The sequence below is a fragment of the Streptomyces sp. P3 genome (genome assembly GCF_003032475.1).
Taxonomy (GTDB): domain Bacteria; phylum Actinomycetota; class Actinomycetes; order Streptomycetales; family Streptomycetaceae; genus Streptomyces.
The window spans coordinates 5,961,572-5,985,615 of the sequence record NZ_CP028369.1 but is presented as its reverse complement, the minus strand read 5'-3'; the positions used below and the strand labels follow the sequence as shown (position 1 = coordinate 5,985,615).

The 24,044-nt window shown below is 73.7% G+C and carries 19 protein-coding genes; 13 read left to right on the top strand and 6 right to left on the bottom strand.

The features are described 5' to 3' along the window. Positions 1–3 precede the first annotated feature (3 nt). The gene (gene meaB, locus C6376_RS26460) at positions 4–1,005 is read left to right on the top strand and encodes a methylmalonyl Co-A mutase-associated GTPase MeaB (RefSeq protein ID WP_107445725.1); all 1,002 of its coding nucleotides are present in this window, start codon (positions 4–6) and stop codon (positions 1,003–1,005) included. A 2-nt stretch (positions 1,006–1,007) separates the two neighbouring features. Here the strand turns inward: meaB and C6376_RS26455 are convergent, their stop codons facing one another. Beyond that, positions 1,008–1,397 carry a signal peptidase I gene (locus C6376_RS26455; RefSeq protein ID WP_107445724.1) on the bottom strand — a complete coding sequence of 130 codons (390 nt, stop codon included), beginning with the start codon at positions 1,395–1,397 and terminating at the stop codon, positions 1,008–1,010. Between the two features lie 368 nt (positions 1,398–1,765). Then, entirely contained in the window at positions 1,766–3,889 is a 2,124-nt protein-coding gene (locus C6376_RS26450; protein ID WP_107445723.1) for a glycoside hydrolase family 36 protein, read from the bottom strand. 882 nt (positions 3,890–4,771) lie between these two features. Here C6376_RS26450 and araB point away from each other — a divergent pair. The 8 genes from araB (at position 4,772) to C6376_RS26405 (ending at position 15,659) form a co-directional block, all read left to right on the top strand. Continuing rightward, positions 4,772–6,463: a ribulokinase gene (gene araB / locus C6376_RS26440; RefSeq protein ID WP_254076053.1), complete on the top strand. Its 1,692-nt coding sequence runs from the start codon at positions 4,772–4,774 to the stop codon at positions 6,461–6,463. A 76-nt stretch (positions 6,464–6,539) separates the two neighbouring features. Then, the gene (gene araA / locus C6376_RS26435) at positions 6,540–8,057 is read left to right on the top strand and encodes an L-arabinose isomerase (protein ID WP_107445720.1); all 1,518 of its coding nucleotides are present in this window, start codon (positions 6,540–6,542) and stop codon (positions 8,055–8,057) included. Between the two features lie 43 nt (positions 8,058–8,100). Then, the gene (araD, locus tag C6376_RS26430; protein ID WP_107445719.1) at positions 8,101–8,823 is read left to right on the top strand and encodes an L-ribulose-5-phosphate 4-epimerase AraD; all 723 of its coding nucleotides are present in this window, start codon (positions 8,101–8,103) and stop codon (positions 8,821–8,823) included. Between the two features lie 271 nt (positions 8,824–9,094). After that, positions 9,095–10,168 carry a LacI family DNA-binding transcriptional regulator gene (locus C6376_RS26425; protein WP_107445718.1) on the top strand — a complete coding sequence of 358 codons (1,074 nt, stop codon included), beginning with the start codon at positions 9,095–9,097 and terminating at the stop codon, positions 10,166–10,168. A 132-nt stretch (positions 10,169–10,300) separates the two neighbouring features. Next, positions 10,301–12,970 (top strand): SpoIIE family protein phosphatase, encoded by a 2,670-nt coding sequence (locus C6376_RS26420; RefSeq protein ID WP_107445717.1) that lies wholly within the window; start codon positions 10,301–10,303, stop codon positions 12,968–12,970. 173 nt (positions 12,971–13,143) lie between these two features. Then, positions 13,144–13,887, top strand: coding sequence for a hypothetical protein (locus C6376_RS26415; protein ID WP_107445716.1), 744 nt, complete (start codon positions 13,144–13,146; stop codon positions 13,885–13,887). Positions 13,888–13,949: 62 nt separating this feature from the next. Next, positions 13,950–14,609 carry a PP2C family protein-serine/threonine phosphatase gene (locus tag C6376_RS26410; protein WP_367881053.1) on the top strand — a complete coding sequence of 220 codons (660 nt, stop codon included), beginning with the start codon at positions 13,950–13,952 and terminating at the stop codon, positions 14,607–14,609. 48 nt (positions 14,610–14,657) lie between these two features. Next, a complete protein-coding gene (locus C6376_RS26405) occupies positions 14,658–15,659 on the top strand; it encodes an NAD(P)-dependent oxidoreductase (RefSeq protein ID WP_107445714.1) in 1,002 nt (333 codons plus the stop codon). Between the two features lie 30 nt (positions 15,660–15,689). On the opposite strand, the gene C6376_RS26400 is transcribed toward C6376_RS26405, so the two are convergent. Both C6376_RS26400 and C6376_RS26395 read right to left on the bottom strand, forming a co-directional pair. Continuing rightward, entirely contained in the window at positions 15,690–16,802 is a 1,113-nt protein-coding gene (locus C6376_RS26400; RefSeq protein ID WP_107445713.1) for a sensor histidine kinase KdpD, read from the bottom strand. A gap of 2 nt (positions 16,803–16,804) precedes the next feature. Further along, entirely contained in the window at positions 16,805–17,566 is a 762-nt protein-coding gene (locus C6376_RS26395; protein ID WP_107445712.1) for a response regulator, read from the bottom strand. Positions 17,567–17,692: 126 nt separating this feature from the next. Between C6376_RS26395 and C6376_RS26390 the strand changes: the two genes are divergently transcribed. From C6376_RS26390 to C6376_RS26380, 3 genes are read left to right on the top strand one after another with little or no spacing between them, the layout of a single operon-like run. Next, positions 17,693–18,442, top strand: a complete 750-nt coding sequence (locus C6376_RS26390; protein ID WP_107445711.1) for a glycosyltransferase family 2 protein — start codon at positions 17,693–17,695, stop codon at positions 18,440–18,442. Beyond that, positions 18,439–19,056, top strand: coding sequence for a DUF2064 domain-containing protein (locus C6376_RS26385; RefSeq protein WP_107445710.1), 618 nt, complete (start codon positions 18,439–18,441; stop codon positions 19,054–19,056). The genes C6376_RS26390 and C6376_RS26385 overlap by 4 nt, the downstream gene beginning before the upstream one ends. Next, positions 19,053–19,898: a bifunctional 2-polyprenyl-6-hydroxyphenol methylase/3-demethylubiquinol 3-O-methyltransferase UbiG gene (locus C6376_RS26380; protein ID WP_254076051.1), complete on the top strand. Its 846-nt coding sequence runs from the start codon at positions 19,053–19,055 to the stop codon at positions 19,896–19,898. Before C6376_RS26385 ends, C6376_RS26380 begins: the two co-directional genes overlap by 4 nt. A 438-nt stretch (positions 19,899–20,336) precedes the next feature. On the opposite strand, the gene C6376_RS26370 is transcribed toward C6376_RS26380, so the two are convergent. Next, positions 20,337–21,635, bottom strand: coding sequence for a molybdopterin-dependent oxidoreductase (locus C6376_RS26370; protein WP_107445709.1), 1,299 nt, complete (start codon positions 21,633–21,635; stop codon positions 20,337–20,339). A gap of 113 nt (positions 21,636–21,748) precedes the next feature. Between C6376_RS26370 and C6376_RS26365 the strand changes: the two genes are divergently transcribed. Then, positions 21,749–23,092, top strand: a complete 1,344-nt coding sequence (locus C6376_RS26365) for a hypothetical protein (RefSeq protein ID WP_107445708.1) — start codon at positions 21,749–21,751, stop codon at positions 23,090–23,092. 186 nt (positions 23,093–23,278) lie between these two features. On the opposite strand, the gene C6376_RS26360 is transcribed toward C6376_RS26365, so the two are convergent. Beyond that, positions 23,279–23,962, bottom strand: a complete 684-nt coding sequence (locus C6376_RS26360; protein ID WP_107445707.1) for a HemK2/MTQ2 family protein methyltransferase — start codon at positions 23,960–23,962, stop codon at positions 23,279–23,281. Between the last annotated feature and the right edge of the window lie 82 nt (positions 23,963–24,044).

Here is a 24,044-nt window from a genome sequence, read left to right as displayed (position 1 = left end):
CCCATGGCCATCGACCTGGACACGTATGTGAAGGGTGTACTCGACGGGAAGCGCGCGATCGTCGCGCGCGCCATCACCCTCGTCGAGTCCACCCGGCCCCAGCACCGGGCGCTGGCGCAGGAGCTGCTGACCGAGCTGCTCCCGCACAGCGGCAGGGCGCGCAGGATCGGCGTCAGCGGAGTGCCCGGCGTGGGCAAGTCGACGTTCATCGACGCGTTCGGCACGCTGCTGACCTCGCGGGGCCACCGGGTGGCGGTGCTCGCCGTCGACCCGTCGTCCAGCCGCACCGGGGGCTCGATCCTGGGTGACAAGACCCGGATGGAACGTCTCGCGGTGGATCCGGCGGCGTTCATCCGCCCCTCCCCCACCGCGGGCACCCTCGGCGGGGTCGCCAAGGCGACGCGGGAGTCGATCGTGGTGATGGAGGCGGCCGGCTACGACGTGGTCCTCGTCGAGACGGTCGGCGTCGGCCAGTCCGAGACCGCGGTCGCGGGCATGGTCGACTCCTTCCTGCTGCTCACCCTCGCCCGCACCGGCGACCAGCTGCAGGGCATCAAGAAGGGCGTCCTGGAGCTGGCCGACGTCATCGCCGTCAACAAGGCGGACGGCCCGCACGAGCTCGACGCCCGCGCCGCCGCCCGCGAACTGGCGGGCGCGCTGCGGCTGATGCACGGCAAGGACGCCGCGTGGGCGCCGCCCGTGCTGAGCTGCAGCGCCCGGGAGTCGTCCGGGCTGGACACCGTCTGGGAGCGCCTGGAACAGCACCGCACGGTGCTCGACTCCACCGGGCGCCTGGCCGCCAAACGGCGCGACCAGCAGGTCGACTGGACCTGGACCATGGTCCGCGACGAACTCCTCGGCCGGCTGCACGCCGACCCGGCGGTGCGCACCCTCGCCCCGCTCCTCGAACAACAGGTCAGGGACGGCGGGCTGACGGCGACGCTGGCGGCCGAGCGCATCCTCGCGACGTTCGCGGAAGGGGGCGGCGGGGCGCGCGGCGGCTGAGTTCAGCCCCGGGCCTGCGGGCCGGCGTCGGCGGTGGCCCGGTAGCCCGCGACCGACGGCCAGCGAACCGTCAGGACGACGGACTCCTCCTCCGCGTACCAGGAATGGTCGACGCCCTTGCCCCACACGATGTAGTCGCCCTGCTCCGCCAGCACGACGCTGCGCCCGGGCAGCTCGACCCGGAAGCGCCCGCTGATGAGCACCAGCAGGGCGGTGCGCACTTCACCGCTCACCCACTGCACCCGCTCGTCGCCGGGCGGGTGGACGCCCCACTTGATCTCCACGTCCGCGCTGTGCCGGGGGTCGTCGGCGTCCTTGAAGTGGCCCAGCAGCCAGCCGTGGTCCAGCGCCGCGTCCTTGCCGGCGTTGCCCACGTACACGTTGTCGCTCATGCGTCCGCAACGTAGCAGCCGGGACCGCACCCCATCGAGTCGCCCCGGACCGCCCGGCGGCGGCCCGGGCACCGGCCCCGGCGGCGGACACGAGAGGGGCCGCCGCCCCTCCGGAAACCGGCACCGTCGCTCCCCGGAGGGCGGGTCGGCTTCCGTGAGGCCCGCGCAGCGCGCACCGGGTCGGGACTCGGCTGCGACGCCACCGGCTCCGCTCGGCAGCCGTCACCGCTTCACGGGTCGCGGCCGGCCGCGCCGCGCCGGCGGTCCCCGGTGGCAGGTCCGTGACGGTGGCAGGTCCGTGACGCGAGCCGGTCCGTGACGGAAGCCGGTCCGTGGTGCCGGCCCGCCCCCAGGTGGCGAGCGCCGCCTCAGAGGGCGGTGTCCCACCGCAGGAGCACCGCGGTGTCGGGGCGGGGCAGGCGGACGGTGAGGATCCCCGCGTCGGCGTCCCACCGGACGGTGGCGTCGGAGGTGCCCGGGTACAGCACCTCCGGTACCGGGCCGACGCCCCGCAGGTGCGGCAGGCACAGTGCGCGCCGCTCACCGCCGGGGCCCCGGCGCCACACCGTCAGGAACGTGGACTCGGGGCCACGCAGCCCGTGCGCGAGCCAGGCGTCCTCCCAGGCGGGCAGCCCGAGCGGCCAGAAGGGGTGGGCGCCGGCGATCCGGGGGCGGATGTCCTTGTACACCCCGATCGCCGAGCGCACGAGGGCGAACCGGTCGTCGTCCATATGGTCGAGGAACCCCGAGAGGTGGACCCGGCCGAGGAGTGCGCCGGTGAGGGTGAAGGCGATCTCGTCGAGGCTGTGCGCCGGCTGGGGGTAGGCCCAGACGGCCGCCTGCTCGGGCGCGACGGCGGTCGCGGCCGCGGCGGCGATCGGCGGATAGCGCAGGAAGTCCTGCTGGTCGCTGGTGGACTGCAGTTGCGTCACCGCCAGCTGCGCGTAGTCCATGCGCAGGCCGCCCGACCCGCAGTTCTCCAGGACGAGACGGGGGTGCCGGTCGAGCAGTGAGGCCATCCAGTCGAGGTGGGCGCGGTGGTGTCCGAGCAGTCCGGCGCCCGGGCTCTCGGGGCCCTCGCCGGTGCCGCTCTCCGTGCCGGGGCCGATGTTGATGTTGTAGTCGAGCTTGAGGTAGCCGACGCCCCAGTCGCCGACGAGCCGGTCGGCGACCCGGTCGAGATGGGCGCGGGCGGCCGGGTGGCGCAGGTCCAGCTGGTGCCGTCCGTGTTCGGTGACGCGCAGCCCGCCGCGCTGGAAGAACGCCTCGGGCGGCAGCGTCCGGGCCAGTGGGCTGCGCACGCCGACGACCTCGGGCTCCAGCCACAGCCCCGGCGTCATACCGCACTGCCGGATGGCGTCCAGGACCTGTTCGATGCCGCCGGGGAAGCGGTTCGGGGCGGCTTCCCAGGCGCCCACGGCGTCCCACCAGCCCTGGGCGTCGTCGTCGTACCAGCCCGCGTCGATGACGAAGACCTCCGCGCCGGCGGCGGCCGCGGACTCGATCAGGGGCAGCAGTTTCTCCGTGGTGGGGTCGCCCATGAGGGTGTTCATGTAGTCGTTGTAGATCACCGGGAGCGCGCGGTGGTCGGGGTGGTCGCGGCGGATGCCGCGGCGGTGGTCCGTGAGGATCCCGAAAGCGGCGTCCAGGCCGCCGCTCTCCGTGCGGACGAGGACGGCGGGCACGGTGTGGAACTCCTGGCCCGGCGCGAGGGTGTGCTGCCACTGGTGGTGGGCGTCGTCGGGGCCGAACAGCGCGACGTAGGCGGATCCTTCGCGCTCACCTGTCTCGAAGCGCCAGCCCGCGCTGGACTCGATCTGCCACAGCCACGCCCCGCCGTCCCGGTCGGTGAGGCCCGCGACGGGGAGGTGGCGGCCGGTGGACCAGCTGCCCTGCGAGTACCGCTCGAAGCAGCCGCGGCCGTCGTGGCCGTGGGCGGACCGGCTCAGCGCGACGGCCCGGTCGCGGTAGGGGGCCTGCCGCCAGCGGCATTCGGCGAGCCAGTCGTTGTCGGCCCAGTGCAGGGTGAGACCGTCGAGCGATCCGTCGGCGTCGGCGATACCGCCGAGGGTCAGCGTGGTCACGCTCTCCAGCCGGATCGGGGCCGCGCCCTCGTTGACCAGGCGCACCCGGGCCCGCAGGAAGCCGGTGCCGGGAACCGCTCCGCCGCCCGCCTCGAGGGTGACGTGGGCGGCGAGTCCGGTCACGGGGTCCGCCAGCCGGATCGTGGTGCGCTCCCGGCCGCCCTCGTGGACCGTCTCGTGGCCGCGATAGGCGAGGCGTTCGCCCACGGACGTCTCGATGAAACGTTCGCCCGACCACCGGCGTCCGTGGCCGGTGGCGGTCACCTCGACGAGGGGGACCAGGCAGGCCCGGTCCTGGTCGGGTCTGCCCAGTCGCACCGATCCCCCGGCGTCCACCACGGCGTGCAGTCCGAGTTCCGGGCGGGACCAGACACGGGACCTCTCGTCTGTCGCGACGGCAGTGGCCAAGGCAGTTTCCCCTTCCGGGACGGTTCGGTCCTGCGGTGCTTCTCGTAGGCGCTCTGAACTGGAGATTCGCGCTCGGGAGGCGGTGGGTCCGCCGCGCCGGCCGGGGTGACCGAGGAGTGAGTCCCTGGTCCCAAGTCTCTTGGCGCCCAAGTTGTGACCGCTCACAATCCTCGCAGGTCAGCGACCGGTCACACAAGCTTCGGCGGCCGGGGCGACCGCCCCCGGGCAGCGGGAGGCCGCCGGCATTCGCGACGTCGCCCGGCGGCGGACCTCCCCTCCCAGACCGTCACGAGGGTCGCCGACGGCCACCCGAGCGTGCGGAACGAGGCACGTCAGTCGGGCGGCCCCGCCACCCGGAGCCTCACGGTGGACGGCGACTCCGCCGGGACCGCGGACGTCTCCGGCAACGCCCGACCCTCGGGCGGGCGAGCACGTCGGCCACATCGGCGCGGGCGCCGCGAACGCCCTCACCTGCCAGGCGAAGGCCCCGGCGGCCGGGTGTCACGTGACGAACGCGCGCCGTGCGAGTTCGCGGGTTCCGGGAACCGCCACACCAGCGGCCTCTCCGGGGCGGCGGACCTTTACGCGAACGGCACCACGAACACGGTCGCGTTCAGCAAATCCTCCAGCCGGCCCGACTTCCGCGATCTGCCGGTCCCGGTCACCCGGAAGGCCGACATAAAAGCCGTCACCTTCGCAAACTCCACCAGGTGAGCGCCCGACATCGGCAAGGTGGCGGCCGCGCCGCCGACCGGCCGACTTCGCCCCGGCCGGGGTCTTCACGGGCCCCGGCCTTCCCCATCCTCCACACCACCGGTTACCTTTCCCCTATCCGCAATACCGAACGTTGATTGTCATACCGAACAGAAGGGCGGTCCGGTGGTGAACGCCGAGATCCTGGACGAGCGCGGGGAAGAGTCCCGTCCCGACACCTATGTCATCGGAGTCGACTACGGCACGCTGTCCGGGCGGGCCGTGGTGGTCCGGGTCTCCGACGGCGCCGAGCTGGCGTCGGCCGAGCACCCGTACACCCATGCCGTGCTCGACCGGGAGCTGCCGGACGGGACCGCGCTGCCGCCGGACTGGGCGCTGCAGGTGCCCTCCGACTACATCGACGTCCTGCGCATCGCCGTACCTGAGGCGCTGGCCCGCTCGGGGGTGCGCCCGGAGCAGGTCGTGGGAATCGGCACGGACTTCACCGCCTGCACGATGGTGCCGACGCTGGCCGACGGCACGCCGCTGTGCGAGCTGCCGGACCTCACCGGCCGTCCGCACGCCTACGTCAAGCTGTGGCGTCACCACGCGGCCCAGGCCCAGGCCGACCGCATCACGGCGCTGGCCGAGCAGCGCAAGGAGCCGTGGATCAAGCGCTACGGCGGCAAGATCTCCTCGGAGTGGGAGTTCGCCAAGGCGCTGCAGCTCCTCGAGGAGGACCCGGAGATCTACGCCCGGACCGAGCGCTGGGTGGAGGCCGCGGACTGGATCGTGTGGCGGCTGTCGGGGAACTACGTCCGCAACGCCTGCACCGCCGGCTACAAGGGCCAGCTGCAGGACGGCGTCTACCCGTCGCCGGAGTACCTCGCCGCGCTGAACCCCGACTTCGCCGACTTCGTGAGCACCAAGCTGGAGCACCCGATCGGGCAGCTCGGCGATCTGGCGGGCGGCCTGACGGCCGAGGCGGCGGCCTGGACGGGCCTGCCGGAAGGCATCGCCGTGTGCGTCGGCAACGTCGACGCCCATGTGACGGCGCCCGCCGCGACAGCGGTGGAGCCGGGCCGGATGGTGGCCATCATGGGCACCTCCACCTGCCACGTCATGAGCTCCGACCAGTGGGCCGAGGTGCCGGGCATGTGCGGCGTCGTCGACGGCGGCATCCTGCCGGGCCTGTGGGGCTACGAGGCCGGGCAGAGCGGCGTCGGCGACATCTTCGGCTGGTTCGTGCGCACCGGCTTCCCCGCCGCGTACGCCGAGGAGGCGGCCGCCCTCGGACGCGACGCGCACCAGCACCTCACCGCGCTCGCGGCCGAGCAGAAGATCGGCGAGCACGGGCTGATCGCGCTGGACTGGCAGAGCGGCAACCGCTCCGTCCTGGTCGACCACGACCTCAGCGGCGTGATCGTGGGCCTGACGCTGTCCACCCGCCCCGAGGACGTCTACCGGGCGCTGCTGGAGGCCACCGCCTTCGGCACCCGCACCATCATCGAGGCCTTCGAGAACTCCGGCGTGCCGGTGCGCGAGCTGATCATCGCGGGCGGTCTGACGAAGAACGAGCTGCTGATGCAGATCTACGCCGACGTCACCCGTCTGCCCCTCGGCGTCATCGACTCGGCCCAGGGACCGGCCCTCGGCGCCGCGATGCACGCGGCGGTCGCGGCCGGCTCGTACCCGGACATCAGGGCCGCCGCCCACGCCATGGGCAAGGCCCGCCCGGCGGTCTACCAGCCCGACCCCGAGCGGGCTGCGGCCTACGACCGCCTGTTCGCCGAGTACCGGCTGCTGCACGACTACTTCGGCCGCGGCGCCAACGAGGTCATGCACCGCCTGCGCCGTATCCGCGCCGAGGCATCCGCCTGAGAACGCCGTACCCCCGCGCGGTGAACGTCACCGCCATCTGCTCTGTGGTCATCATTCCCGAAAGGAAACGTCCGACATGGAAGCCAACGCCACGCCCTACCCCGACCACGAGGTCTGGTTTCTCACCGGCAGCCAGGGCCTGTACGGCGACGACGTGCTGCAGCAGGTGGCCGAGCAGTCCCGGAGCATCTCCGAGACGCTGGGTCACCCGGGCGAGATCCCGGTCAAAATCGTGTGGAAGCCGGTCCTGACCGACGCCGACGCGATCCGGCGGATGTGCCAGGAGGCCTCGGCCTCCGACACCTGCGTGGGCGTGATCGTGTGGATGCACACCTTCTCCCCCGCCAAGATGTGGATCGCCGGACTCAGCGCCCTCGACCGGCCGCTGCTGCACCTGCACACCCAGTACAACCTGTCGCTGCCCTGGCCCAGCATCGACATGGACTTCATGAACCTCAACCAGGCCGCCCACGGCGACCGCGAGTTCGGCCACATCGAGTCCCGCGTCGGCGTCGACCGCAAGATCGTCGCCGGTCACGCCACCGACCCCCGCGTCGTGCGCCGCGTCGCCGCCTGGGCCCGCGCCGCCGTCGGCCGCCACACGGCCCGCACCCTGCGCCTGGCCCGCTTCGGCGACAACATGCGCGACGTCGCCGTGACCGAGGGCGACAAGGTCGAGGCCCAGCTGCGTTTCGGGTTCTCCGTCAACACCTACGGCGTCAACGACCTCGTCGCCGTCGTCGACGCCGTGCCGGACAAGGACGTCGCCGAACTCGCCGCCGAGTACACCGACTCCTACGACGTCGCCGAGGCCCTGCGCCCCGGCGGCGACCAGCACGACTCCCTGCTGTACGCGGCCCGCATCGAGGCCGGTCTGCGCGTCTTCCTCACCGAGGGCGGCTTCACCGCCTTCACCACCAACTTCGAGGACCTCGGCGGCCTGCGGCAGCTGCCCGGCATCGCCGTCCAGCGCCTCATGGCCGACGGCTACGGCTTCGGCGGCGAGGGCGACTGGAAGACCTCGGCCCTGCTGCGCACGATGAAGGTCATGGGCGTCGGCAGCCCCGGCGGCACCAGCTTCATGGAGGACTACACCTACCACCTCGGCCCCGGCAAGCCGTGCGTCCTCGGCGCCCACATGCTCGAGGTCTGCCCCTCCATCGCCGCCGGCCGCCCCAGCGCCGAGATCCACCCCCTCTCCATCGGCGGCCGCGAGGACCCCGTCCGCCTGGTCTTCAACGCCGCCGAGGGCCCCGCCGTCGTCGTCGGTCTCTCCGACCTCGGCGACCGCTTCCGGCTGACCGCGAACGTCGTCGACGTCATCTCCCCGAGCGAGCCGCTGCGCCGTCTGCCGGTGGCCCGCGCCGTGTGGGAGCCCCGCCCCTCGCTGGCCGAGTCCGCGGAGAGCTGGCTGCTCGCCGGCGCCCCGCACCACACCGTGCTCAGCTCGGCCGTGAGCGTGGAGACGCTCACCGACTACGCCGCCATGACCGGCGTCGAGCTCCTCACCATCGACGAGAACACCCGCACCGAGCAGTTCGCCAAGGAAGTCCGCTGGAACGCGGCCTACCACCGTCTCGCCCAGGCGCTGTGAGGGCGGACACCATGGCTCTGATCCGTGTGCAAGGAGGAAGCCGATGACCGTACGAGTACGCGACGGTCTGCGGCAGGAGGTGCTGGACGCCAACCTGACCATCCCTCAGGTCGGCCTGGCGACGCTGACCTGGGGCAACGTCAGCGGCGTCGACCGCGAGGCGGGCGTCTTCGTCATCAAGCCCTCCGGGGTCCCCTACGAGGACCTCGGTCTCGACGACCTGGTGACCGTCCGCCTGTCGGACGGCACGGTCGTCGACGGGCACCTGCGGCCCTCCACCGACACCGAGACCCACCGCTGCCTCTACCTCGCCTTCCCCTCCATCGGCGGCGTCACCCACACCCACTCCACCCGCGCCGTAGCCTTCGCCCAGGCCCGCCGCGACATCCCCGTGCTCGGCACCACCCACGCCGACACCTTCAACGGCCCGATCCCGGTCACCCCGGACCTCACGGCCGAGCAGTGCGCGAAGGACTACGAGTACAACACCGGGCGGGTCATCGTGGACCTCCTGGAGGAGGACGACCAGCGGGCGGTCGAGGTGCCCGCCGCCCTGGTGGCCAACCACGGCCCGTTCACCTGGGGGCCGACCGCCCGCAAGTCGCTCGAGCACGCCATCATCTGCGAAGCCGTCGCCGACATCGCCCTGCACACCTTCGCGCTGTCCCCGACCGCACCGCCCCCGCCCCACCTCCTCAACCGCCACTACACCCGCAAGCACGGCCCCGACGCCTACTACGGCAACCCGGCGCCCACGCCTTCCTGACCGACTCCACGACCCGAGGGCTCAAGGGCTCAAGGACTCAAGGAGTCAGAACAACTGAACGACTCGTCGGCCGGCCGGACGGTCGGCCGACCGTCCGGTCACCGCGAGCCGGCCGGTCATCCCGCGCCTGCCGGGGTCGACCCGGTCGGCTCGGGTGTACCCCGGCCGACCGGTCGGCCGACGCGTTCCCTGATATACCTGTCGCACGGAGACCGACTCCGGTCATTCCCGTCACTTGACGCGCGGCATTGCGGCCGCTCACACTCACAGGATGAATGTGACCGGTCACACGACCCCCGACCACCCCTCGGGCGCCGGGCGGGAACAGCGCAAAGCCGCCAGCATTCGCGATGTCGCTCGGGCCGCAGGCGTGTCGTACCAGACCGTCTCCCGGGTGATCAACGGTCACCCGAACGTCCGCGAGGAGACGCGCCGCCGCGTCGAGGCGGCCGTCCAGAGTCTGGGATTCCGCCGCAACCCGACCGCGTTCGCCCTCGCCAGCGGCGTGACCCGGTCCCTCACCGTCCTGACCTCGAACACGACCCTCCACGGCTACGCGGCCACTTTGCAGGGCCTGGAGGAAGCGGCCCGCGCCGCGGGATACGCGCTGGGCGTGAAGGTGCTGACGCCCGAGGACGACCTCGACCGCACGATGTCCGCGGCAGCGGCCGAGGGCGGCGGGCTGCTGGTCATCGGCTTCGACCCGCTCGGCGCCGCCGCACTGGAACGGGCCCCGGCCGACGTGCCGTGCGCCGCCGTCGTCGAGGCCCCGCCGCCCGGCGGGACCCCTCCCCGTCCCGCCGTGTGGGCCGACGACCGCGAGGCCGCCCGGGCCGCCACCGCGTACCTGCTGGAACTCGGGCACCGGACCGTCCACTACCTCGCCATCCCGTCGTCCGTGGGCGCCCGGCGTCCCGAAGGCCCCCGCGCCCAGGGCTGGCGCGCCGCTCTGGAGGCGGCCGGCATCACCCCGCCCGACCCGCGCGGCGGCACGGGCTGGGGCGCGCAGGTCGGCTACGACGAGGGGCGCGGGCTCGCGGACGACCCGGAGATCACCGCGATCCTGTGCGGCAACGACGACCTGGCACTGGGCGTGCTGCGCGCCCTGCACCACGCCGGACGCGATGTGCCGGGCGACGTCAGCGTCATCGGCTTCGACGACGCCCCGCACTCGGCGTTCCTCACGCCCGCCCTCACCACCGTGCGGATGGATTTCCAGGGTCTGGGCCGCGACGCCTTCGCCCTGCTGCGCGGCCAGTTGGAGAGCGGCCACCGGTCTCCCGAGCCGACGTTCGCCGGCACCGACCTGATCGTCCGCGAGAGCTCCGGCCCCGTCGGCGGCTGACCCGCCGGGTGCGGCCGGGCATCGCGGAACCCGCGGTTCCGCGCTTGCACGGCACGGCACCGCGGGTGACGAGTTCGCCGAAGCCCGGCGTTCTGGGGTGATGGCGGGTACGAGCCGGGGTTAGATGGGGCTATGGATCGACGGCTCGGACGTCTGCGGTCCTGGCAGGGGCTACGGACCGTCGCCGGCCAGGTGTTCGTTCTCCAGGTCTTCGTCATTCTGGTGCTGGTGGCGGCCGCGGTGGCCGCCCTGCTGCTGCAGGCCCGGACAGACGCCGAGCGTGAGGCCCGTAACCGCACCCTCGCGGTGGCCTCCGCCGTCGCCTCCTCGCCCTCGGTGGTCCAGGCCCTGAGCGAGCCGAAGCCCACCGCGGTGCTGCAGCGCCAGGCCGAGCAGACGCGCGTGCGCTCCGGCGTGGACTTCGTCGTGGTGATGAGCGTCGAAGGCATCCGCTACACCCATCCCAACCCCGCGCGGATCGGCCAGCATTACATCGGCAGCATCACCAAGGCCCAGCACGGCGGAGTCGTCACCGAGACGACCACCGGGACGCTGGGCCGGTCGGTACGGACCGTCGTCGCCGTCAGGGACCCGGCCGGGAAGATCGTCGGGCTGGTCTCCGCGGGCATCACGGTCAAGCGGGTGAGTGTGGCGGCCGACCGGCAGGCGCCGCTCGTCCTGGCGGCGACGGCGCTGGTGCTCGCGGCGGCCACCGCGGGGAGTGCGCTGATCAGCCGGCGGCTGCGCCGCCAGACGCACGGGCTCGGTCCGGCGCAGATGACCCGGATGTACGAGCACCACGACGCCGTCCTGCACGCGGTGCGCGAAGGGGTCCTCATCATCGACCAGCAGGACCGGCTGGTCCTGGCCAACGACGAGGCGCGGCGGCTGCTGGAATTCGGCGCCGACGTGGAGGGGCGGCCCGTCAGCAGCCTCGGGCTGGAACCGAGCGCCGAACGGCTCCTGCTGTCGGGCACGACGTCCACCGACCGGGTGATCAAGGTCGGCACCCGCCTGCTGGCGGTCAGTCAGCGCCCCATGGAGCAGCTGCCCGGCCCCGGCGGCTCGGTCACCACCCTGCGGGACACGACGGAACTCAGTGCTCTGGTCGGGCGCGTGGAGGTCGTCCAGGAGCGGCTGAGCCTGCTGTACGAAGCCGGACTGCGCATCGGAACCACCCTGAACGTGACGCGCACCGCGGAGGAACTGGCCGAACTGGCCGTGCCCAGGTTCGCCGACTACGTCACCGTCGACCTGGCCGACGCCGTGCTGCGCGGAGAGGAACCGAACCTGGCGAACATCGCGGAGCTGCGTCGGGTCGCGCTGCACGGCGTGCGCACGGGCACACCGCTGTATCCGACCGGTCGACTCATCCACTTCGCCCCCTCGACGCCGCAGGCCACCGGGTTCGGTTCGGGGCGGATGGTGCTGGAGGCCGACATGGCGGCGTTCTCCGGCTGGCAGGCACAGGCCCCCGACCGCGCTCGCGCCCTGGTGGCCTCCGGCATCCACTCGATGATCGCGGCTCCCCTGCGGGCGCGCGGTGTGATCCTCGGTGTGGCGACCTTCTGGCGCTCGCGGGAACCCACGCCGTTCGACCAGGAGGACCTCTCGGTCGCGGAGGAGCTGGTGGCCCGTGCGGCGGTGAGCATCGACAACGCCCGCCGCTTCACCCGCGAGCACGCCACGGCCGTCACCCTGCAGCGGAGCCTGCTCCCGCAGGCGCTCCCCGAGCACAGCGCCGTCGAGGTGGCGCACCGCTACCTGCCGGCCGAGGCGGGCCTCGGCGGCGTCGGCGGTGACTGGTTCGACGTCATCCCACTGCCCGGGGCGCGGGTCGCCATCGTGGTGGGCGACGTCGTGGGACACGGTCTGCACGCCGCCGCCACCATGGGTCGACTGCGCACCGCCGTCCACAACTTCTCGACGCTCGATCTGCCTCCCGACGAACTGCTCTGGCATCTGGACGAACTCGTCACGCGTATCGACCAGGACCGTGACGACGACAACGCCGACACTCCGACGCTGACCGGCGCCACCTGCCTGTACGCGGTCTACGACCCGGTGTCCGGCCGGTGCTCCATGGCCCGCGCCGGTCACCTGGAGCCCCTTGTCGTCCACCCGGACGGCAGGGCCCGCCTGGCCGGCGTGCCGGCCGGACCGCCGCTGGGACTGGGCGGGCTGCCCTACGAGAAGGCGGAGATCCAACTACCCCCGAGCAGCAGCATCGTGCTGTACACCGACGGTCTGCTCGAGGAACGGCAGCGGGACATCGACGAGGGGATCGAACGGCTGCGCGGCGTCGTCGCACACGCCGGACGCACACCTGAACAGATGTGCCAGGCCGTGATGGACACCCTGTTGCCCACCGCCCCGCGCGACGACGTCGCCCTGCTCGTCGCCCGCACCCGGCTGCTCGACGGTGACCGGATGGCGGTCTGGCAGGTGGAGTCCGATCCCGCGGCCGTCTCCGGTGTGCGGGCCTGCGTCAGCGGCCTGCTGCACGACTGGGGACTGGACGAGGAGGCGTTCACCCTGGAACTCATCCTCAGCGAACTGGTCACCAACGCCATCCGGTACGCGACCGGGCCCATCACCGTGCGCGTGATCCGTGACCGCAGCCTGATCTGCGAAGTGTCCGACGGGAGCAGCGTCTCACCGCATCTGCGCCGCGCCGCCGGCATGGACGAGGGCGGCCGCGGGCTCTTCCTCGTGGCCCAGTTCGCCGACCGCTGGGGCACGCGTTACACACCCGAAGGCAAGGTCATCTGGACCGAGCAGCAACTGTCCGTGGGCCAGTGACGGTTCACTCGGTCTCCGCGGCTGCGGGCCGAACGGTCACGTGTGGTGGGTTCGCGGGGTGCGGGGTCGCGGGGTACCGGGCGGAGGGAGATTGTGCACATGCGCGACGCGGTCATGAGGGCGGTGAGTACTATTCGGCAAAACCACGGCACATCACTCCAAGGAGGGCCCTCGTGGCCGACAACCATGACGAGACGACCAGCCTCAGGCCGCTGTACGCCGCCCGGTTGGCTGACGACCTGAAGCACAACACCGAGGAGCAGGAGCGTCTCGGCAACGAAGTGACCGCGCTGCAGGAGAAGTTGGAGTCACTGCGCCACGACCACGCGCTGCTGGTCAACATGCAGCAGGCGCTCGGCGGGGCCGAGGCGGCGGCCGAGGCGGCTTCCACGAGCGCGCCCACGGCTTCCGTTCCCCGCCAGGCCGCGCCTGCCGCCGCGCAGGGCGGTGGGCAGAAGAAGGCGCGCTCCAGGAAGGCGGCGTCCCCCAAGGCCGTGTCAACGCCGAAGACCGCCGCGTCACCGGCGAAGCCCGCGTCGTCACCGAAGGCCGCGAAGTCACCGAAGGCCGTGTCGGCGCCCGCGCCCAAGGCCGACGCGGTGTCGAAGGCGGCCCCGGCGGCCAAGCAGGCGTCTGCCGCCAAGCAGGCGTCGAAGGCCGCCGACGGTCCGACGCTGCGTGAACTCGTCGTCGGTCACCTGACCGGCGAGGGTGCGCCCCGCTCGGCCCTCGAAGTCACCGAAGCGCTGACCGGCACCCACCCGGAACGCGGCGTCAAGATCACGGTGGTGCGCAGCACCCTGGAGGCCCTGGTGGCCAAGGGGCAGGTCCGTCGCAGCAAGCAGGGCAAGTCCGTCTTCTACTCGACGGAGTCCGTTCCCGCCGCCGCGGACGAGAAGCAGCCGGCGACCGTCTGACGCGTCCGGCTCACCGCCGCTCAGGCTGTCGACGGGGGCGGCAGCGGAGCGGGGCCGCGGCGGTGAACCTGCCGCCATGCGGAGCAGTCACCGGTGTGCCGCGGCTGCGCGCAGCAGGCTGGACGTCCTGCCCGGGCCGTGTGACAAAAGTCGAGCCCGGTCTGCCTGCCCTGGCGGACCGCATGGAGACGAGCATGAGCCGCAGGGCGGCGCTGACCGGCGGCCCCGACCCGGGCGAACGGTTCGTCACCGCCGTCTTCGCGGAGATCCGCGCCGACGACGGCGTCGTCCGGATCGTCAACTGCGGTCACCCGCCCCGCTGCTCATCGGGCCGAACGGGGTCCGCGAACTCGCCCGGGGGGCGGTCGGCTCCGCCGCTGAACCTCGGCATGCTCGTCGGCGATCCGTATCACGTCGAGGCCTACGCCTTCCGGCCCGGCGACCAACTCCCGCTGTACACGGACGGAGTCACCGAGACCCGCGAGCCCGACGGCTCGTTCCATCCCCGACACCGGCGACTGCGCTCCTGGGGGAAACCGCCGCCCGACGAGCTGCTGCGCCGGCCGCGCACCGACCTGCTGGCCCACAGCCACGACCGTCTGCAGGACGACATCGCGGCGCTCACCGCCTGTCTGCTCGCCGACGAGGAGTGTGCGCAGCGGGGCGGGGCGGCCCTCGACCGACTCTCGCGGACGACCGACTCTTACGGAGTCGTGACGTGACGGGCGCGGAGCAGGGTGTCGGCGGGTGCGCCGCCCTAACGTGGAGCCATGCGTGTACTGGTCACCGGCGGCGCCGGGTTCATCGGGTCCCATGTGGTCGAGGCGCTCCGGGCGCGCGGGCACGAAGCCGTCGTGTTCGACGTGCGGGCCGACCCCGCCGCGGACGTGCGCGACGAGCAGGCCGTGGCCCGCGCCCTGGCCGGGGTGGACGCGGTGTGCCATCAGGCCGCCATGGTCGGGCTGGGCGCCGGGTTCGCCGATGCCGTGGAGTACGTCTCCCGCAACGACCTGGGCACCGCCGTCCTGCTGACGGCCATGGCCGCGCAGGGCGTACGGCGGCTCGTGCTGGCCGGGTCGATGGTCGTCTACGGGGAGGGCCGGTACACGTGTGCGCGGCACGGCGTGGTGCGGCCGGGGCCCCGGGTCGTCGCCGACCTGGCGGCCGGGCGTTTCGAGCCGCGGTGTCCGGTGTGCGGCCGGGAGCCGTCCGCCGGGCTGGTCGGCGAGGACGCGGCGGCGGACCCGCGCAACGTGTACGCCACCACCAAGCTCGCCCAGGAGCATCTGGCCGCCGCCTGGGCGCGGTCGACGGGCGGGTCGGCGGTGTCGTTGCGCTACCACAACGTCTACGGCCCCGGGATGCCCAGGGACACCCCGTACGCCGGGGTCGCCTCCTTCTTCCGTTCGGCGCTCGCCCGGGGCGAGGCGCCGCGCGTGTTCGAGGACGGGCTGCAGCGACGGGACTTCGTGCACGTACGGGACGTGGCGGCGGCCAACGCGGCCGCGCTGGAGGCGGATCCGGCCGCCGGCGCGCTCACCGCGTACAACACCGGCAGCGGCGAGCCGCACACCGTCGCCGAGATGGCGAGGGCGTTGGCCGCCGCCCACGGCGGACCCGAGCCGGTGGTGACCGGCGAGTACCGGCTGGGGGACGTCCGGCACATCACGGCGGACTCGTCCCGGCTGCGGGCGGAGCTGGGCTGGAAGCCGCTGGTCGGCTTCACGGAAGGCATGCGGGAGTTCGCGTCGGCGGGGATGCGCGGCGCGTAGGACCGCACAGGGCCGGTGGTGCTGCCCGCGTCATGAAGCTGCCGTGGGCAGCACCACCTCGAAACGGCAGCCGCCGGGGATGTTGTGCACGGTGGCCCGGCCCCGGTGCGCCTCCACGATGCCTCGGACGATCGCCAGACCCAGTCCGGCTCCCGCCGGCGGCGTCCGGGCGTGGGTGCCGCGCCAGCCGGTGTCGAAGACGCGGGCGAGGTCCTCCTCGGGGATGCCGCCGCAGCTGTCCGACACGGACAGCACCACGCCGTCGGGCGAGCGTTCGGCGGCCACCATGACGGTGCCGTCGGCGGGCGTCCGGCGGATCGCGTTGACCAGCAGGTTGCCGAGTACCCGGCTCATCTCCTTGCCGTCCACCTCCACCGGCAGGGGCTCCACCCGGTCCCCCACCAGTCGCACCCCGTGCTCGTACGCCAGCGGATACGCCCCGGCGAGTGCGTCGCCGACCAGGTCGTAGACCGACATCCGGGCAGGCGACAGGGCCAGGGCGCCCGCGTGGATGCGGGAGAGTTCGAAGAGGTCGCCGACCATGCCGTTGAGACGTTCGACCTCGGTGCGGATCTGGCGCAGATAGCGGCCGGGGTCGACGGCGACGCCGTCCTCCAGCGCCTCGGACATCGCGCGCAGGCCCGCGAGCGGGGTGCGCAGGTCGTGCGAGATCCAGGCGACGAGTTCCCGCCGGGACGACTCCAGCGCCCGCTCCCGCTCCCGGGACTCGGCGAGTTTCGCGCTGGTGGTCTGCAACTCGCGGCTCAGCGCGGCGAGTTCGGCGGTGGCCGGTCCGTCGGGTGCGGTGAAGTCGCCGCCGTCGCCGAAGGAGCGGGCCGCGAGGGCGAGTTCGCGGCTGCGGGCGACCACCCAGCGGCCTAGCGCCAGCGCGGTGGCCAGCGAGACGACGGCCGCCATCGCGACCACCGTGGTGACCACGCTCAGATCGTGCGGGGACAGGAACATCGCCTGCGCCACGGCGAGGGTGCCCGCGAGCATGGCGGTCACCGCGACGGCCGCCACCACGGTGAGCGAGCCGGTCAGCGACCGGCGGCGCAGCAGCCACAGGGCGCCCGCGCCGAGCAGCCCGGCCGCGCCGGCGCCGAGCAGGGCGTACAGGGCGATGAGAAGGGTGTCGCGCACGGTCACTCCTCACCGGGGCCGGCGGGGGCCGCCGGATCGAAACGGTAACCGACGCCCCACACCGTCTGGATCAGACGGGGCCGGGCCGGATCGTCCTCGACCTTGTTGCGCAGCCGCCGGACGTGGACGGTGACGGTCGACAGGTCGCCGAAGTCCCAGCCCCACACCTCCCGCATCAGGTCCTCGCGGCTGAACGCCCTGCCGGGATGCCGCAGGAAGAACGCCAGGAGGTCGAACTCGCGCAGGGTGAGCGCCAGTTCGGCGCCGGCCCGGGTGGCGCGGCGGGCCGCCGGGTCGAGGGTGATTCCGGCCGCGCCGAGGGACCGGGCGCCCGCCCCGGGCCGGGTGCGGCGCAGCACGGACTCCACCCTGAGCACCAGTTCCCGGGGGCTGAACGGCTTGGTGACGTAGTCGTCCGCGCCGACCTCCAGGCCGAGGATACGGTCGTCCTCGTCGCCGCGGGCGGTGAGCATGATGACCGGGACGGGCCCCCGGCCGCGCAACCGCCGGCACACCTCGAGGCCGTCCATGCCGGGCAGCATCAGATCGAGGACCACCAGGTCGGGCCAGTGGGCGGCGGCGCCGGCGAGGGCGGACGGCCCGTCACCCGCCCGGTCCACCAGGTATCCGGCGCGGTCGAGGTAGCCCGCGACGACCTCGGCGACGGTCGGGTCGTCGTCGACGACGAGGACCCGGGCCCCGGTGGTCCGGGCCCCCGGGCTCGCGGGGGCGTCCGCGGCCTGCTCGTACGGCTGCTGTTCCATACGGCCAGCCTCGCACCGTCGGCCGCCCCGCGTCGCCCCGCGGCCCCCGTCCCGCGTCGACGTCCGTGTTTCGTAAGGAGCCACAGTCCGAAATGCCCGATTCCCGTTCGTAGGGTGAGAGACGTGATGACCCCTCCCCCGCTCGAGGACGTCGACGTCGTCCTCCCCTGTCTGAACGAGGCCGAGGCGCTCCCCTGGGTGCTCTCCCGCATTCCCTCCGGCTGGCGCGCGCTCGTCGTCGACAACGGTTCCTCCGACGGCTCGGCGGACATCGCCCGGCGACTCGGCGCCGTCGTCGTCGACGAGCCGCGCCGTGGCTTCGGCGCCGCCTGCCACGCCGGGCTGAGCGCCGCGACCGCCGGCACCGTGTGTTTCTGCGACTGCGACGCCTCGCTCGACCCGGCTCTGCTCGTTCCGTTCGTACGTGAGGTCCAGGGCGGCCGGGCCGACCTGGTGCTCGGGCGCAGACGCCCGCAGGGCCGCGGCGTCTGGCCCGTGCACGCCCGGGCCGGCAACATCGCGCTCGCCCGGATGCTGCGCCGCCGCACCGGCCTGTGTCTGCACGACCTCGGTCCGCTGCGCGCCGCCCGCCGTGAGGCGCTGCTCGGGCTCGGCCTGACCGACCGGCGCAGCGGTTATCCCCTGCAGATGGTCGTACGGGCCGCCGACGCGGGCTGGCGCGTGGCCGAGCACGACGTCCCGTATCTGCCGCGGTCCGGCGCGTCCAAGGTGACGGGCACCTGGCGCGGCACCTGGCAGGCGGTGCGCGACATGAGCCGCGTCCTGGCCGAACCCCCGACACCGGCGCCGACGCCCGCGGCGGGCCCGGCTCCCGCTCCGGCTCCCGTGCCCGCCGAGGAAGGCGTCCGCCGATGACCACTTTGCTCGTCGTCGCCAAGGAACCGCGTCCGGGCCGGGTGAAGACCCGCCTGACCCCGCCGTTCACACCCGCCGAGGCCGCCTCGCTCGCCGAGGCGGCCCTCGAGGACACCCTGCGCGCGGTCGCCGCGACACCCGCCCGGCGTCGGGTGCTCGTGCTGGACGGGGAGATCGGCCCGTGGCTGCCGCCCGGTTTCGACGTCGTGCCGCAGTGCGCGGGCGGTCTCGACGAGCGGCTCGCCGCGGCCTTCGCCGGATGCGACGGTCCCGCCCTGCTGATCGGGATGGACACCCCCCAGGTGACACCGGAGCTGCTCACCGTGGACTTCGACGGGTACGACGCCTGCTTCGGCCCCGCCGAGGACGGCGGCTTCTGGGCCCTCGGGCTGGCCCACCCCGACCCGGACCTGCTGCGCGGCGTGCCGATGTCGACGTCCGTCACCGGCGCGGTGCAGCGTGCCCGGCTCGTCGCCGCCGGACTGCGGGTACGCGACCTGCCGCGCCTGCGGGACGTGGACACGTCCGCCGACGCGGAGGCGGTCGCCGCCTGCGCCGCGCACGGCCGCTTCGCCACCGCCCTGACCCGGCTCCGCGCGGTCGGCAGCCGATGAGCACGACGCACGAGGTGATGACGAAAGGCGCGATGACGCACGAGGTGACGACGAACGACGCGGTGACGAACGAGGCGGTGACGCGCGAGGGCGCGGAACACGGCTGGTCCCGCGCCGACCCGTACGCCGACGCCCTCCGGGCCGGCCGCGGACCGCTCTTCCTGCGCCGTGGGGACGGCTGGCTGCTGCCCCTGGACGTGGAGCGCTGGTGCGGGCGCGCCGACGCCGTGGACCGGCAGGTACTGGACCGCTGCGAGGGCGCCGTGCTCGACGTCGGCTGCGGTCCCGGACGGCTGGTCGCCGAGCTCGCCTCCCGGGGCCGGACCGCTCTGGGCATCGACGTCAGCGAGGCCGCCGTCCGGCACACGGTCCGGCTCGGCGGCCCCGCGCTGCGGCGCTCGGTCTTCGAGCCGCTCCCCGGGGAAGGCCGCTGGGGCACCGCCCTGCTCGTCGACGGCAACCTCGGCATCGGCGGCGACGCGGCGGCCCTGCTCGAAAGGCTGGCGGGGACCCTGGTCCCCGGCGGTCTGCTGATCGCCGAGACGGCTCCCGTGGACGTCGACGAACGCATCGACGTCCGTCTCGTCGACGTCCGGGGCGGGGCCGGCGTCCCGTTCCCGTGGGCCCGGCTCGGTACCCGGGCACTGCTCCGGCGCACCGGCCCGACGGGCTGGCGGGCCGCCGATCAGTGGTCGGCGGGCGGCCGTTGCTTCGTCGCCCTGCGCAGCCCCGGCCGCCGGCGCAGCGCGAGCAGCAGCGCCGAGGCACCGAAGAGCGCGGCCGTGATCAGCAGCCAGCGGGCGAGGAACCCGTCCGCGGACATCCCGGTCGCCGACCGGTAACGCTCCTCCACGCGCCCGCTGATCAGCGGGAACCACACCAGCAGGAGCAGCCCGGACAGAACGGCCGGCACCCGCACGTACAGGGCCCACGCGCGGTGGCCGGCCGCCTCCAGCGACCTCACGGACGCACGGTCGGCCGTCGCGTACAGCGGCAACAGCACCAGGTCGTGGAGGAGTGCGGCGCCCACGAACCACAGGGCCACCGCGAACCAGTCGTCCGCCAGCAGCCGCACCCCCGCATAACCGGCCAGCGCGAACGAGCAGGCCAGAAGCAGCAGGGGGAACGGGCTGCCGGCGTGCGTCCCGGGCAGGGCGCCGGTCGCCTTCGCACCGGGCGGCCGGGCCGCCGTCGCGCCGTGCCGCCTCACAGGTCGCCTCACAGGTGTCTCCTCACCGGGGTGTTCACAGCTGGCCGTACCGCTCGTCCCGCCGGCGCCGTCACAGCTCGCCGAACGTCAGCCGGGCGACCCATTTGGTGTTCAGCACGCCGGGCGCGGCGGGCACGATGATCCGGGCCGGGAATCCGTGGTCGGGGGTCAGCGGCTCACCGTTGACGTCCAGGGCCAGCAGGGAGCGCGGATCGCGCACCTGGTTCGCGCGCAGCGCCGCCCGGCGGAAGGCCCCGCTCCGCTGGAGCGACTCGACCAGGACGTCGGGCGCCGCGTCCGCGTCGTGGCCGACCAGGGCGGCGAGATCACGCAGCCGCACGCCCCGCCACCACTGGTCGGAGGTGGACCAGCCCTCCACGCACGCGATGGGCAGCGCCGCGCTGTGCAGGGGGAGTTCGAGCAGCTGGGCCCGGCTCAGCCGGACGGTCCCGGCGGGCCCGGTGACGGTCAGCCGCCACGCGTCCGCGCTCGTCTCGGCCGCGACGATCCCCCGGGAGACGGCCGTCTTGTTGATCTGGAAGCCGCCGGGGCCGCTGCCCGGCTCCGCACCCCCGTGCGGCGCGAGGAAGGCAGTCCGCCGGGCGAGCCCGTCGAAGCTCCGCCCCGCCGACGTGACGAACAGCAGCAGGCAACCGCCTCCGACCAGCCAGAGCGCGCCCCGCCGCGTCACGGTGGGCTCCGCGGGACGCGGCGCGGTCAGCGAGACCTCCGCGCCGCGGGCGGCCTCCTCCCGGGCGGGCTCCGGCTCGTCCCGCAGTCGGCGCAGGTTGCGTACGGCGGCCGGCGCGCGCAGTACCGCGTGGGCGGTGAACGCGGCGAAGAACACCCACGCCCCGTAGAAGTGCAGCGGATAGAAGGAGCCGGGGAAGACGTAGTCGAGCTGGACGTTGAGCACGCCGGTGACGAATTCGAACAGCGCGCCGCCGACCAGCAGGAGCAGTGACAGGCGCTCCAGCGCGTGGGTGAGCGACCGCGCGGGCGGCAGCGCGAACAGCCGGGGGATCACCGACCACAGTTTCGCCAGCAGGACGGGGATCAGGGTGATCCCGAGGGTGACGTGGACGCCCTGGGTGAGCCGGTAGAGCCAGGGCGGGTCCGTCGGCCACGCGAAGAGGTAGAAGCCGAGCAGCCCCTTGTCCGGGGTCTTGTCGTTCACCGGCGAGAGATCCGGGTTGTAGGCGGCGTACGACAGCAGCCCCGTCACGAACAGCACGGTGATCCCGCCGAGCAGCACGACACCGAGGACGGAGGTGAACCACGGACCGCGCAGCGGGCTGCGCCAGAACCGGGGAGAGGTCGGCAGGCGGGGGGAGGCGGACAGGGACGGCAGGGTGGGCAACCGTGACATGCGCCGACCGTAGGCCGAGGCGGCCCGGCGACGGGGCCTTCGACACATGACGAAACGCTGACGTCCGCGGGCTAAGCGGCGTCGACGGGCCCGCGGCGGCCTAGCGTTCCCCTGTGAATCGTGATCATCTCCGTGACCTGGGTGCGACGGTGGCAGCTGCTCTGCTCGTCGCGGCCGCCGTGCTGGTCGGTACCGCGATCGAGCGGGACCACGGCACCCTGCGGGTGAACTGGCCCCCGCTGCTGGCCACCTGGCAGCCGCATGTCGGACCGGGCACCCCGGCGGCGATCGTCGTCGCGGTCGCCGTCGTCGCCTGCGGACCGGCCGTCGCGGCCCGGTTGCGGTGGCGGACGCTGCTCTGGTCGTCCTGGGGCACCGCCACGGCCTGGATCTTTGCCCTGGCGCTCGTCGACGGCTGGCAGCGCGGGGTCGCCGGCCGGCTCACGACCCGGCACGAGTACCTGCGGGTCATCGACCGCTTCCAGGACATCCCGGCCACCCTGCGGGACTTCACCCACCACATCCTGCTCCAGTCCCCCGACAACTGGCCCGCCCACGTGGCGGGCCATCCGCCCGCGGCGCCGCTCACCTTCGTCCTGCTCGACCGGGTGGGACTCGGCGGCGGAGGCTGGGCCGGGGTCTGGTGCATCACCGTGGGCGGGTCGGCGTGCGCGGCGGTCCTCGTCGCCGTGCGGACGCTCGTGGGCGAGGGCCACGCCCGCCGGGCGGCGCCGTTCCTGGTGCTGGCGCCGGCCGCGGTGTGGACGGGCACCTCCGCCGACGGCTACTTCACCGCGGTCGCCGCCTGGACGGTCGCCTTCCTCGCCCTCGCGGTCACCGGACACCGGCCGCGCCGGGCCGGCCTCGCCGCGGGGCTCCTCTTCGGGCTCACCTGCTATCTGTCGTACGGCCTCACCCTGTTCGCGGTGATCGGGGCCGCCGTCCTGCTGCTCGGCGGGCCGCAGCGACTGCGGCCGCTGCCGTACGTCGTCGCTGGAGCCGCCGTCGTCCCGCTCGCGTTCACCGTGGCGGGCTTCGACTGGTGGGAGGCGTACCGACTGCTGGTCGACCGCTACCACCAGGGCGCCGGCGGCGTCCGGCCCTACGGCTACTGGGTGTGGGCCAACCTCGCCTGCACGGTCCTGATCGTGGGTCCGGCCACGGTGGCCGCGCTGCGACGCGCCGGCGGCGCGTTCCCCCGCTCTCCCGCACGGCTCGCGGACGTGCGGGGCGCCTCCCCCGAATCCCGTCTCGCCCTGCTGGTCGCCGCCGTGTTCGCCGCGCTGCTGATCGCCGACCTGTCCGGGATGAGCAAGGCGGAGACCGAGCGGATCTGGCTGCCGTTCGCCCAGTGGCTGCTCGCCGCGTGCGCGCTGCTGCCCCGGCCCCGGCCGTGGCTCGCCGCACAGGTGGTGCTCGCGCTGCTCCTCAACCACCTGCTGCTGACGGGCTGGTGACACCGTGGCGCGGTTCCTGCTCCGCGGGCCGCCGGGCGGCCGGCGCCTGCCGGGGTGGCGGTGACCGCCCTTCCCCCGCCCTGTCACCGCGACGGGTCACCGCCCCGGCCGCCCGGAGGATCTCCGCCGTGAGGGAGACCCGTGCGCGCCCGCAGGGTGACCGCGCCGCACCGCGCGGCGCGGGCGTCACGCGCGTTCGGCGCGGACCACCACCAGTTCCTCGTGGTTCTCGCCGTCCTCCAGCAGGCCCTGCTGGAGGAGCCACCGGTGGCGGGAGCGCAGGACCGGGCCGTGCGGCACGGTGGCCCGGTCGGTGACCACGGCGCGCAGTCCGACGTCCGCCAGACGCCGCAGGGTGGCCTGGGTGTCGCACAGACTCGAGTGCACGAGCAGCAGGGCACCGCCGGGATTCAGGACGGCGGGCGCCTCGGAGCAGATCCGGTCGATGAACACGCGCCCGTCCCGGCCCGCGTCCCAGGCCCGCGCCAGGCCCCGGTGCGGCAGCGCCGTGGCGGGCGACGGCACGTAGGGCGGGTTGCTCACGACCAGGTCGTACGACCGCCCCGGCACGGCCGCGGTGAGGTCGCCCCGACGGCATCGGACCCGCTGGCCGGCGAGCAGCGCGTTGAACCTCGCGGTCAGCACCGCCAGCCGCGAGATGTCGACCGCCGTCACCCGGGCGCCCAGCCGTGCGGCCTGAACGGCGAGGGCCCCGGAGCCGGTGCCCAGGTCCAGCACCTCCGTGGCGGAGCCGATGTCCTCACGGGACAGGGCACGCGTCAGCAGCCGGGTGTCCCACTGGGGGGTGTACACACCCGGCGGGATACAGGCCCGGGCCGGCGCCTGTGGCGCCCATGCTTGCGCCGTCATCGCGTTCTCCGTTCGGCAGGGCGCTCCAGGTGCGGGGCGCGTCGTTCCGCCCCACTGAGTGCCCACTGGCCGCTGCCCCACA

Coding starts and splice junctions, on each gene's coding strand:
- C6376_RS26395 (WP_107445712.1), bottom strand. CDS start 17,566: ATGGAACAGCAGCCGTACGAGCAGGCCGCGGACGCCCCCGCGAGCCCG.
- C6376_RS26380 (WP_254076051.1), top strand. CDS start 19,053: ATGAGCACGACGCACGAGGTGATGACGAAAGGCGCGATGACGCACGAG.
- C6376_RS26370 (WP_107445709.1), bottom strand. CDS start 21,635: ATGTCACGGTTGCCCACCCTGCCGTCCCTGTCCGCCTCCCCCCGCCTG.
- C6376_RS26425 (WP_107445718.1), top strand. CDS start 9,095: ATGAATGTGACCGGTCACACGACCCCCGACCACCCCTCGGGCGCCGGG.
- araD (WP_107445719.1), top strand. CDS start 8,101: ATGACCGTACGAGTACGCGACGGTCTGCGGCAGGAGGTGCTGGACGCC.
- C6376_RS26405 (WP_107445714.1), top strand. CDS start 14,658: ATGCGTGTACTGGTCACCGGCGGCGCCGGGTTCATCGGGTCCCATGTG.
- C6376_RS26455 (WP_107445724.1), bottom strand. CDS start 1,397: ATGAGCGACAACGTGTACGTGGGCAACGCCGGCAAGGACGCGGCGCTG.
- meaB (WP_107445725.1), top strand. CDS start 4: ATGGCCATCGACCTGGACACGTATGTGAAGGGTGTACTCGACGGGAAG.
- C6376_RS26360 (WP_107445707.1), bottom strand. CDS start 23,962: ATGACGGCGCAAGCATGGGCGCCACAGGCGCCGGCCCGGGCCTGTATC.
- araA (WP_107445720.1), top strand. CDS start 6,540: ATGGAAGCCAACGCCACGCCCTACCCCGACCACGAGGTCTGGTTTCTC.
- C6376_RS26390 (WP_107445711.1), top strand. CDS start 17,693: ATGACCCCTCCCCCGCTCGAGGACGTCGACGTCGTCCTCCCCTGTCTG.
- C6376_RS26420 (WP_107445717.1), top strand. CDS start 10,301: ATGGATCGACGGCTCGGACGTCTGCGGTCCTGGCAGGGGCTACGGACC.
- C6376_RS26385 (WP_107445710.1), top strand. CDS start 18,439: ATGACCACTTTGCTCGTCGTCGCCAAGGAACCGCGTCCGGGCCGGGTG.